This is a genomic window from Pauljensenia sp. UMB10120 (assembly GCF_030212035.1).
In the GTDB taxonomy this organism is placed as follows: Bacteria; Actinomycetota; Actinomycetes; order Actinomycetales; family Actinomycetaceae; genus Pauljensenia; species Pauljensenia radingae_A.
In genome coordinates this window covers 237,669-249,271 of record NZ_JASODH010000004.1, presented here as the reverse complement: position 1 = coordinate 249,271, position 11,603 = coordinate 237,669, and the positions used below count along the sequence as shown (strand labels likewise).

The window sequence follows — 11,603 nt, the reverse complement described above, 5'->3', positions numbered from 1 at the left end:
CGTGCGCGGGGAAGAGGAGATCCCAAAGGGTGGCACCCTCTCCTATATGGAAATACCCCCGCGTGCGCGGGGAAGAGGAGATCCCAAAGGGTGGCACCCTCTCCTATATGGAAATACCCCCGCGTGCGCGGGGAAGAGCCGGATCTGATCAAGGCCATCAAGCTAGGAGAGGAAATACCCCCGCGTGCGCGGGGAAGAGTGCCCTGATACTTGATCGAATGCCCACGCCTCGGAAATACCCCCGCGTGCGCGGGGAAGAGCAGCCCGCACCGTGGACGCTGGACACCATGCCGGAAATACCCCCGCGTGCGCGGGGAAGAGTGCCCCATGATTCCTAGAGGGTGAAAGTACTTGGAAATACCCCCGCGTGCGCGGGGAAGAGCCTTATAGGTCAATCCCTGGCCAAGCACTGCAGGAAATACCCCCGCGTGCGCGGGGAAGAGACAGTTTGAGATGTACTCATGCGACTATTCTAGGAAATACCCCCGCGTGCGCGGGGAAGAGCTTGCTCCTATGGGCGTGGAGCTTACGTATTCGGAAATACCCCCGCGTGCGCGGGGAAGAGGAGGAATAGTTTGTGCCAAACGGGTTGACACAGGAAATACCCCCGCGTGCGCGGGGAAGAGGCAACCCGGCTTCCTTGAGCCACTGTTTCCACGGAAATACCCCCGCGTGCGCGGGGAAGAGGACTTAGCGCTGACCGGGCAAAACGGGGAACTGGAAATACCCCCGCGTGCGCGGGGAAGAGTCACAGCAGTAGGAGACGCCCTAGGTAAACTCGGAAATACCCCCGCGTGCGCGGGGAAGAGACATTGAAAATTGCTACGAACACTTATGTGACGGAAATACCCCCGCGTGCGCGGGGAAGAGAGATACCCCCACTCCACAGCCAGGCGCGACCGGGAAATACCCCCGCGTGCGCGGGGAAGAGTGGATCACAGCCGGTCTGCTCGAAAAATCAATGGAAATACCCCCGCGTGCGCGGGGAAGAGCATTCAAAATATGCCATGTGTGATCCTGGATCGGAAATACCCCCGCGTGCGCGGGGAAGAGTCGAGCCCGTTTTTTGTGCGCTCGGGGGATGTGGAAATACCCCCGCGTGCGCGGGGAAGAGCGAAACTAGCGTTAGAGCCGCTAGGAAGCGCCGGAAATACCCCCGCGTGCGCGGGGAAGAGATAGTGTGCGCTGGCAGCAAGTCCCGCGCCCCGGAAATACCCCCGCGTGCGCGGGGAAGAGGCTTTCTGGGGCGCTGGTTTGAAGCCGTTTGAGGAAATACCCCCGCGTGCGCGGGGAAGAGAGAGACTGCCCGTTCAACAAGTCTGTGACACTGGAAATACCCCCGCGTGCGCGGGGAAGAGCGTTTCGCGTAGGCGTTTGAGCCGGTATTTGTAGAAATACCCCCGCGTGCGCGGGGAAGAGCGAACTGCGACGCGCCGCGCGTGCCGAACAGTGGAAATACCCCCGCGTGCGCGGGGAAGAGTCTAAGTGACCTGCAGATATTAACGGGAGTTATACAATTTCTGAGTGGCCCTGCCGGGTAAGCCAGCGATCACCGTTACCCCATCAATATCCACAGCGGTTCGCGCCGAGTCACCAACTGACACCACGTTGAATCCTTGCTCTCGTGAAGGGTCACTGAAAATCATAGTAACAGCGCCTGAAGTGGGCACAGAGCTAATTCGTTCCCACAAACGTTCCACTACAACTTTCGACAAGTTCCCCACATATAGACCCACATCGGCTTCAGTCAGGAAACGGCTTAGATACCCGTGAAAATGCTCCTGCGATGCACGAACGCTCACAACAACAAACATCAGGAATCCTGCCCGTACTGCACATGGCCCGGAACCTGCTCATCATCCCCGATCAGTCGATCATCATCACGTTCCGGCAAATGCACCCGCAATACATCCATCAAGGCGTCCAGCATTCCCTCCAGGATTCTTTTTCTCCTGATCTCAACGCGCAGACCCTTACGAATCGCGGTCACAGGATCCTCATCATGAGCGTGCGAAAACACTAATGGAATAACCGTGTTTGCCTTATACAGATCCGCTAGATCATAGAGCAACGCCCTAATGTCGCCTCGATGAATGATTCCAAGCGCTGGATTAACCCCCAAAGTCGTACAAGCCGTCGCCGCGAGCCCATACATGATTGAGTTAGCGATGTTGAGGCCTACGTTGACCGGATCCTTCGCGTGTGTATCTCGCCTAAAACCACGTATTCTCGCCTTCTTCGCCTCGTTCCGATACGCATTTCGCATGAGGCGGCCCTCCATCCCTCGCATGGCTTCAATATTGGATCCGGGCATATCCTCCAGACCAAATTGGCGCTTATAGAGTTGAACCGCAGCCTGCTTTTGAAAATCCTCCGAGGCAATCAGGCGAGTCTGAGCAATCGCCCAGCGTGCAGATGAGGTCAGCGGTGTCGCATGCGAATACGCATTCACACCATTCGCACCACTGAAAATCACAGTGCAACCGGATCTGGTACACGACGTCAAGGCGGCGCTGGAAATACTCGTACCAGGCCCTAAACACAGCACCGCCAGTCCCGCGACCGGAATCTGAATTCGCGACAGAAGCACTTGCTCATCTTCTTCAGCGGTGTCGCCCTCGCTCCTCCTTAACGCAACAACACCGGTACGGTCCTGCCGAACCAGACACTGATCGACGTACAGGAAAGAAACTCGATCCTCGAAACGGACCTGCTCACCTGCCGGAATAACACTGAATGCTATAGCTTCCTCGGAGTACCCCATCGCTGACTCACTGACCTAGTCCTCATCCACAAACCCGACGAGCGGGTCGTAAAGATCTTCCGCATCAGGCACGAAATAGTAGCTACGCAGCAGTGAATGCGCCTCCCCAAGCGAAACCGGCCCTCGTTTAGATAAGGCTTCGAACTGTCTTCCGCTCAACGGAAGAGAGGCTCTTAATGCTACGCGTAGCGCATCTTGATCAAATGCTCTCACCGCCAATAGATCCTTCGCATCGCCTTCGAACGCTCCGGGAATTCGATCAGGATCGCCGCCGAGGATGACGCGAAACGTCTCGCTCCCATCCAGGAATCGCGTCTGCCTTTCTTCCACCGTCAGATCCTGGGTGAGCTGACTGAAATCTTCAACGTAGGCGTCGGGAAGAAGAGCATCAGATAGCCTTGCCCTTCTGTCGATGCCTGCCCGCGCCCTCGTCGCCCACACCGCCAATTCCTCAATATCATTCGAATCGACAGCATCATCGAAGGAGATAGTCGCCACGTCAACGAACGCTTGCGCATCGGCAGGCATCTGGATTCTCTCATGACTCATGAGCCACTCCCTCGTTCTGCGCAGCTCGGCGGGTAAGTATGGCAAGCACTGCCACGGCTGAGCGGATGAAATTGCAACGACCGACAGGGATTGACATACCATTTTCGGCACTCGCTGAGAGCGCTCAGGATCGGAACGTCTCCACTGGCGTCCGGCTCGTTGAATGACTGAAGCCGGCGGGCAAAGCTCGGTCCTCAGAAGGTCGAGGTCAATATCCAGTGACGCTTCGATCGCCTGTGTCCCGATTAGGACAATCTGATCGCCACGACCATTCGGCCCGAGGGTGTCCTCCAAGGCACTCGCAACTCGCCTGCGGTGCTCAGCTGTCATTCGAGAGTGAAGGACCAAAATGCGTCCGTCGGCCTCCAGTTTTCTGCCCAGCTCCTGCGCTCGAGCGACAGTATTGCACACAATTCCGATACGCGAACGAGGGAAATCGAGACACTGCTGCCGACACCATGACACATGAGAGTCCACTAGCCTTTCATACGGCTCGTCAGCCAGTTCCACTCGAATAGTCTTGCTGGCCGCGGACATTGGCACTGTATTCAGCCCAGCCTCGTTCAACGTCTCTGAAGCCGGAAAGTGTGTGTCACTCAATTGGAGATCACGAGATCTATACGCCGTCATCAGAGCTTCGCGTTGCCAGCTCGGCATTGTTGCAGTCAGGAATGTCACCCGCGTTCGGGTGGCAGAAAGCCAGGGCAGAATTCCTTCAAGAAGTTTCGTCTGGTACTGGTCAAGAGTGTGCACCTCGTCAATCACGACGTGCGCGTTAGCAAGTGCCAGCAATCTGAGGTGAATCCACTTTGCCGGCAGACTTGCCATCAATGCCTGGTCCACGGTCCCCACAGCTACAGGCGCGAGGAGCCTGGCTGCGCCGCTCTTGACGAATGATGAGGGATACAGTCCGCTGGGTTGAGACGATGTGCTGTCCTCGTGCGTATCAACCGAAACAGGATTGACGTAGAAATCCTCCACCGATGCCAACTCGTGCGCCAGTGCCGCAACGTTTGAGGTCGTCGAGTACGCTCTTTGAACTCGCCGCATGATTGCGTTTGAGGTTGCTTGAGTTGGAAGAAGAAAGATGAGACGTTCATTTCGAGTCGAGTGGCGTAAAAGGGCCGCTTCGGTTTTTCCTCCACCGGTTTGCGCCATTAACGACCACAGCCCGTCACCTACCGACAAAGCTTCCTCCTGGACGGGCCGAGGGTCGTGTTCACCCAGGATCGAGCGTTGTGCCTCTTCTTCGCTCCCCCACGAGCTGTATATTCCGACCGTATCGCGCACCCGTTTCGCAGCATCTTTTCGCCGTTGGACGATCCACTGAGCCGGATTCTTCAACGCGTCAGGGGTCCGGGTGAGGATCTGACCCCCGGCTTCCACAAACGGCACCCCTGAAGCAATTCGATCCGCAAGAATCGTCAGACCGGAAAGCAGGAGCGTAACCGTCGGGCTCACTTCATCGGGCATTTCACTGACGTCAACATCGCAGGCCGCAGCAACGCACGCCACGAGATCCCGCTGAGCCTGGAGCCATCCGTACTCTTCAAGTTCTTTGCTTGCAGTCTTCCGCTTAGCTGCAAAAATCCGGTTGTGCTCCCCCAACGAAAAGTAGCCATGATGTCCAAGCGCCGCGAGGGCATGCCACCTGTCCCGCGCCTCGTCGCTCGATGACAGAAAACCCCCAGCGACGCAGTAGGCAGACCACTGCTCGTGTCTGCGAGCAAATCTATTATCGAAATCGCGCAAGGGTGACCCAACCGGTATCTGTCCATAGAAGCCGGACCCGTCGATGACTTCCCGTATTCGTCGCCAGTGGTCGTCATCTCTGCGGTACTGCATCTGAAAAATCGGTGACGCCTTGCCGATGTCGTGAGAACCTACGACGAACTGAACAATTCGGCGGGCATGCTCTCCGAGTTCTTGCTGAAGAAGATCTCGCAAACCATCACGGAGCCAGAGGTCAAAAAGCACCTCCGCGACGGTCGCAGAGTCCAGGAGATGCGCCAAGAGCGGATAGGGAGTGCCCACGCCGTCATCCTTCGACCACAGTTCAAGGTGCTCGTTCATCCGCACTTCTTTCCGCACTCAGACTCCTCGTATCGAGGCATGCTCATAACTGGCGTACTGACAGCAGCCCGCATCCGTAGGACTTAGCCCTGCCAACACCGTTAAGAATGAGCTTGTTCAACTGCGCAGAGTCGGCAACAATAGCTGCGCCATCGACCTTATCCACCTGCACAACTCGTTGCGAGGTTTTCCTGCCCTGGCGCGAAGTTCCCAGCACTTCCCTCCGATGGTTGATGATTTCAAGATCAGAAAGGCCGCCGGCAAGCTTGCCTTGAAGCCACGGCGTCATCCTGCTGATCGACTCCGGCGCCTGCTCGTCGCCGTCGAAGGGGACGGGCTTGATGCCACCGTTGCTCCCAGGATCAGAGCCGGAATCTCTGTTCTGCCGGCGCACAGCATTGATCGCGATGCGGAAAGCCACCGGTGTTCCCTCTGGGACCAGCCGCAGCTCCCGAGAGATCATCTGCGCGCCCTCAGGAAGGTTGACCGGAGCCACGCTCGACTGGATGAGGAAGAATGGCGGCTGACCAGGCAGATGCTCGACACGGAATAGCACATTCCACTGCGCCCGAGGGTTCGCGGAATCAGAATCTTCGAAAAGTGCCATCACCGCACGATGACGAAAAAGAGGATCATCCATTTTCCCCGACACTGAACCCTGCGCATCTGGAACTTGCTGCATAGCAACCATCATCGGGTATTTGACGAGGTAGATGGATCCCATGTCTTTGCCTTTCATAGGGGTCGGACTTCTGTTGTCCGCCCAACTTCGACGATAGCCAAAGAACGCCGCGTTGCGAAGCCTCAGGTCGGGCGATCAATGCCTGAGCGACAGCTGCAGCACGGGCGACGCTGAAGTGAGCTGCACAACTCTTTGTTCGTGTCCACTAGTATAATGGCCGCACTAGTTCATTTACTTCAGTAGATAGGACAGGAGCATTGGAGCTCAACGCGATCGAGGACGTTGCGTGGATCGATACCACTGTCGGCCTTATGACGCCCAAGGATTTCCTGCTTGAATGCCACACACCAGACGTGGCTCTCCGCCTTGATCGCCCAGCTTTCGAGGTCTCCGCACAGATCAGATTCCTTACCTCAATCCTCGCGGTCGCGATTCGCCACGATTCTGCTGATGTGCGACCCGGCAGAGGCATCGTGAAAGACCTGATCAACAATGGCCTCTCCCGTGACGCTGCAGACTTCATGGTGGAACAGCTTAAGGATGGATCCAACGTCTTCGACACCGAGCAACCTTTCATGCAGCGCCCCCCACTTCCTCGAGAAGAAAAGAAAATAGGGGACAGGTATTCGACAACTAAACCAGACGCTGTCAAGAAGCTGTCACCTGCAATGCCTCCGAGTCAAAGTGAAGATTTCTGGAATCGCAGAGTTGCCTACCCAACCACGCTTGCCCTGCCAGAAGCTCTACTCAAACTCACTACTTATCACTACTTCTCTCCGGCCTCAAACCTCAGTGTGACCATTGATTTTCGCACATCCCCCACGTCGCAGCCTATTTCCTACGTCGAAAAGCCACGTTCAGCAACTCCTGGCTTCCGTTTTCCTGGCCGAAGCCTCACTGCCACAGAATTCTACTGGCGGTACCCCAATGGGTCTTTTCTTAAGACCCTTCTTAGTTCCCTCCCCGCACGCTGGGTTAACGAGGGTGGCCTTCCCGCCTTTGCGGACCGAACCTGTGAAAAATCTCGAGCATCTAATGGTGACTTTTGTTCCCTCTGGTCTGCCACATGGAGCTCCAACACAGCGATCGGATACTGGAAAGGTACCGATCTGGTTCAGGTGAGGGTATGCGGAGTCCCAGAAGAGTGGCTACCGTTTCCTCTCAAAAAGATTGAAAAGAACAAGCGTGGCAAGAAAATACTCGAATTTATCGATACACCTCTTATAGAATGGCGGAACCACCGCAATACGCAGGATCCCTTCTACTTCTACCTCGCAGATTCAAAAGGCGTGCTTAAGGCGCAACGCTTGGACATTGGTCGCGACCCCACGGATCTGTCAGTGGAATGGTATTCCCTCAACAAGTCTGAAAAGCTCCTAGACAGATCTGCTGGCAATCTCTTCCCACCTCGATTCGAAAACGTGGACTTTCCCGAACCGGTTTTCCTCAGACACCTAGTGGAGGGAACGTCCCCATCACCAGTCGTGCGAGCATCCGAAATCTTTCAGCCACGCCGCGATCAATGGGGCTTCGATCTGCCAGAAGACGAACAGGATGCAATTGTCGCAATGGCAGTGGTTGTCACAGATCTGCACCGATATGTAACGGCGGCCTTTCCTCGAGGCGAGGCCAAAACGCAGGGAGGCAAATCACGCACCCAACGGGCCCGTCCACTGTTAGCAGGACGCTATAACGACGTATCCAGCGAATTCTGGCGCAGGATTTCCGCCGTGTATGAGGGATTCATTCAAAGTCTTCGCGCCCATGAGTCTTACCCAGGCGATCTCTTGACGGATCTTCGCGCCGCATCGTTGGAAACCTTCGATGAGATCACTGAACCTTATCTGGCAACAGATGCACAACAGATTTACGAGCTCCGCGCCGACCTGCAACGGGACATCAACAGGCGACTGAAAGACGCTAAAAAGGATGGCAAAGTCGCATTTTCTCAGGATGGTGAGCAATGACAACTGAAAGTCTTCCGGGTAGACAGCTTTTGCAGGAAATTCTCCGGCGACGAAACGATTCCGGTTTCCGCAAGCAGCGGGCGGAACTCAGACGCGGAGCGGACGATACCACCGAGTACTACGCAATTCCGTACGTGTACCCCGCGCTGCCAGCAGGAACTCGGGAGCATGAATATCGCGTGCTTCTTCGCATGGCTGCGATCGCCGCTGAATTCACGGATGTACCCTCATTTGAAAGAACGAAGGAGTTAAGGCGTAAACCGTTTGGACGCTGGTGCCAACAGGTGTCGTGGGCGAAAAAGAAGTCGCGCAGTTCTCGTGAAACCTCGGAGGTGAGTTCTGCGAGCACAGCCGAGACACTCGCCAGTTCTTCACCCACACACGATGCGATCGCAGAGCGCCTTGCCTATCTGCATACGCAGGACTTCGAGGAGGCAGTGAAGACCATCCGCCGCATCCTTCAGATCGCGGAATCAGTGGACGCAGTTCCCGCCCTCGACTACCTCGATCTTTATCGCCTCCTCCTCCACTGGGGTAAAGGCGCGAGCGCGCAATCACGAGCAATGCGGATGTCACCTCTGCGTGACTACTATTCCAATTTCGTTCCCCGGACTGATCAGATCATCGACGCAGCCGACCATTCAGAGGACTCAGACAAAGGAGAATGACTTCCATGGCAAAGAACCTGACCTTGCACTTTCTGACAAACGTGCCGTATTCGAATCTCAACAGAGATGATGCCGGAACGCCCAAACGGGTGATCGTTGGAGGCCAATTGCGAGCACTCCACTCCTCACAGAGCATTAAGCGAGGGATCCGCGCACGATATGAAGAAGCGAGTCTTGATACATCGGTTCGCTCGGGGCAACTAACCGACGAAATTGTGCGACTTGCGTACGCGATCAGGCCAGAATCTGATCTAGAGGCTTTGAAGGAACGAGCCAATGAATTAGTCAGCAAGCTGACTTCAAACAAAGGCAAGAGCGCCAACGGTTCCGACCGCTCAGTGTGGATGAGCAGAGAAGAGATAAACGTAGCAACCCAGAGAGTTCTGGACGAAAAGGGCGGTGAATTCATCCAAGACGACACGACGGGTTCCCTGGCGATAGCAGCCTTCGGGCGAATGTTTGCGAAAAAGCCGAACAAAAACACTGAAGCCGCAATCGCGGTGTCACCGGGAGTGACCACGCATGCCACGCCCATTGAGAGCGACTACTTCACAACTGTTGATGACCTGAAGGTTCGCGATCACAAAACCGGTGCCACCTATCTGGGTGTGCAGCGTTACGTCAACGGCACTTTCTACCGCACGGTGACCATTGATAAAGAACAGCTCAAGCGCAGCTGGAGCGCTTTCGACGATCCCGAATCCCGCGATAATGTGCGCGAGCTGCTTCGGGCAATGGTCTATGGCGCTCCGCGCGGCAAAGAGAATTCCACTGCCCCCTATACCATGCCTGTCCTCATTCTGGCGGAAGAGCAGCGCTGCCGAACCTCATACGAATTTGAAACACCCGTCGAGCCGAACGAAGGCGGAGGTTTCGAGGCACCCAGCATCACTGCCCTGAGCGACCAGTACCAGCGAGCTCGCGAATTTGATGCCGGAAACTTTGGCGACCTGCAATTGCTATCGGGCACCGCGAAGTGTCCGGAATCAGAGTTCCCAGGTGCTGACCGAGTGAACCTTCACGACCTTATTGAGCGCGTCGTCGATTGGATCTATGCGTGATTGACGGCATTTATCTGCGCCTGGCGGGAGTGCTGCAGTCGTGGGCTGGACCGGCAATAGCTGGAAATATCGTCCATACTGAGCGGTTTCCCACCCGGACGGGATTGAAGGGTTTGGTAGCGGGAGCACTGGGGGCGCCGCGTGACGACTGGCCCGAGTGGCTTGACGATGTTGAGTTCACCGTGCGCCAGGACCGGCGGCCGCGCGTAGTTGACGACTACCACACCATCAATCCGCGCACAGAATCTACGAAATTCAGGACGCGGCTGCTTCTGTCACATGGTGACAAAGTATCGGACCATAGTTTGGTTTTCACGCCTGACCAGCAAAACGGAACGTCAGTCGTTAACAGAACCTACCTGGCTGATGGAGAATTCATCGTCCGGATTGTATGCGACGCGCGCCTCGACGAACTGGAATCAGCCCTGTCATCCCCGTCATTCACCAGTTATCTGGGGAGGAAAGCCTTCCCGCCGGCCTTTCCTTTCTATCTGGGACGCGGATCCGTCGATTGTCTCGAGCAAATTCCCACACTCGACTGGCACAGTCATGCGCGCCGGAAAGTTACTCGACCTGACGCTGGAACAGGAACCGCCGATGTGCGGACCGCCGATTCCAACGCAGCGTCCGATTCAGTTCTACCGCGCACGACCCCGCTGATTTTCGTTGAGTATTCGCAGTACACCGGGCCAAAAGGGAAACGCACACAGTGTGCAGTCCCGCTGGCAACCGATCAGACACAGCGGCTTCAAGCGATATCCGACCTGCTCAGCATTCGACGCGAACTTGACTCACCCCCGCGTGGACAGGTGTTGTGATTTGGCCGGACGGGTCGGACAATGATGGGCAGACATCAACGAGCTCCATGCCGCACAGCGAAGGAGGCACCGTGTCCGACCAGTCAGCCCATTCAGACCAGTCAGCGCAGCCCACCCATCCGACCCAGCCAGTGAAACCACCCGTATCTGATGACGATCCACTGGTGACTGCTCCGACCACTCCGGTCACCAACGAGACGATCCGCACTCAGCTTGCGCACCGCACGATCCGCGCATTCACAGACGAGCCGGTCGGTGAGGACATCATGGACACGCTGATCGACGTGGCACGCCGCTCGCCCACCTCCAGCTTCTACCAGCAGATGACGATCATCCGTGTCACGAACGAGGACACGCGCAACGCGCTGGCCCGCAACGCGGGCCAACCCTACATTGGAGGCACGAAAGGCGAACTGGTCATCTTCGTCGCGGACCTGCATCGCAACGCCGTGATCCGCGAGCGCGCAGGCCAGCCCACCGACCCGGCATCAACGATCAACGCCTATCAGCAGGCCGGCCGCGACACCCTGATCGCCGCACAGAACTACGTGATCGCCGCTGAATCTCTCGGGCTCGGCACCGTCTACCTTGGCTCCATCGGCGCGAAACCGCAGGAAACGATCGACCTGCTCGGACTACCCGCACACACCTACCCCGTTGTTGGAGTCCTGGTTGGCCACCCGGCCCAGGAACCCCAGTTCAAGCCGCGGCTCCCGCGCGAGCTGACAGTTGGCGTTGACGCATACCCTGACCTGGACTCCGATCAGGCACGCGCGGCACTGGATGACTACGACGCCCTCGTCACCCGGTACTACGACATGCGAAACCTGAACAGCCGCGTCGACTCGTTCAGCAACCAGATCGTCTCGAAGTACGGCACGAGCCCATCGGAAACTGCCCCCGCCATGCAGGTCATGAACGATCAGGGCCTCGTCCAGAGGTAGTCCTCAGAACCCGTCAGCTGAGCGGCTCCCAGAATCTGTCAACAGGCAGATCTCAAAGCTAGTCAGCAGGCAAATCA

The 11,603-nt window shown here is 56.7% G+C and carries 9 protein-coding genes and 1 CRISPR repeat array; of the genes, 5 read left to right on the top strand and 4 right to left on the bottom strand.

Features of this window, described 5'->3' with window-relative positions:
* Positions 1-48: 48 nt before the first annotated feature.
* Positions 49-1,480: a CRISPR direct-repeat array (repeat unit 29 nt; unit sequence GGAAATACCCCCGCGTGCGCGGGGAAGAG).
* A gap of 19 nt (positions 1,481-1,499) precedes the next feature.
* From cas2e to cas6e, 4 genes are read right to left on the bottom strand one after another with little or no spacing between them, the layout of a single operon-like run.
* On the bottom strand, positions 1,500-1,814 hold the full coding sequence (gene cas2e, locus QP093_RS05850; protein WP_285015492.1) for a type I-E CRISPR-associated endoribonuclease Cas2e: 315 nt from the start codon (positions 1,812-1,814) through the stop codon (positions 1,500-1,502).
* Positions 1,814-2,764, bottom strand: a complete 951-nt coding sequence (cas1e, locus tag QP093_RS05845) for a type I-E CRISPR-associated endonuclease Cas1e (RefSeq protein ID WP_285015489.1) — start codon at positions 2,762-2,764, stop codon at positions 1,814-1,816. Before cas1e ends, cas2e begins: the two co-directional genes overlap by 1 nt.
* A 15-nt stretch (positions 2,765-2,779) precedes the next feature.
* Entirely contained in the window at positions 2,780-5,386 is a 2,607-nt protein-coding gene (cas3, locus tag QP093_RS05840; RefSeq protein WP_285015487.1) for a CRISPR-associated helicase Cas3', read from the bottom strand.
* Between the two features lie 43 nt (positions 5,387-5,429).
* Entirely contained in the window at positions 5,430-6,110 is a 681-nt protein-coding gene (gene cas6e, locus QP093_RS05835; RefSeq protein ID WP_285015484.1) for a type I-E CRISPR-associated protein Cas6/Cse3/CasE, read from the bottom strand.
* A 215-nt stretch (positions 6,111-6,325) separates the two neighbouring features.
* Here cas6e and QP093_RS05830 point away from each other — a divergent pair, with 215 nt between their 5' ends.
* The 5 genes from QP093_RS05830 (at position 6,326) to QP093_RS05810 (ending at position 11,526) form a co-directional block, all read left to right on the top strand.
* Positions 6,326-8,035: a type I-E CRISPR-associated protein Cse1/CasA gene (locus QP093_RS05830; RefSeq protein ID WP_480295517.1), complete on the top strand. Its 1,710-nt coding sequence runs from the start codon at positions 6,326-6,328 to the stop codon at positions 8,033-8,035.
* Positions 8,032-8,703, top strand: a complete 672-nt coding sequence (locus tag QP093_RS05825; protein ID WP_070726119.1) for a type I-E CRISPR-associated protein Cse2/CasB — start codon at positions 8,032-8,034, stop codon at positions 8,701-8,703. The genes QP093_RS05830 and QP093_RS05825 overlap by 4 nt, the downstream gene beginning before the upstream one ends.
* Complete coding sequence (cas7e, locus tag QP093_RS05820; RefSeq protein ID WP_227469252.1) at positions 8,700-9,764, top strand: type I-E CRISPR-associated protein Cas7/Cse4/CasC; 1,065 nt, start codon at positions 8,700-8,702, stop codon at positions 9,762-9,764. Before QP093_RS05825 ends, cas7e begins: the two co-directional genes overlap by 4 nt.
* A complete protein-coding gene (gene cas5e, locus QP093_RS05815; RefSeq protein WP_070726117.1) occupies positions 9,761-10,582 on the top strand; it encodes a type I-E CRISPR-associated protein Cas5/CasD in 822 nt (273 codons plus the stop codon). The genes cas7e and cas5e overlap by 4 nt, the downstream gene beginning before the upstream one ends.
* 71 nt (positions 10,583-10,653) lie before the next feature.
* Positions 10,654-11,526 carry an NADPH-dependent oxidoreductase gene (locus tag QP093_RS05810; RefSeq protein ID WP_285015479.1) on the top strand — a complete coding sequence of 291 codons (873 nt, stop codon included), beginning with the start codon at positions 10,654-10,656 and terminating at the stop codon, positions 11,524-11,526.
* The last annotated feature ends 77 nt before the right edge of the window (positions 11,527-11,603 follow it).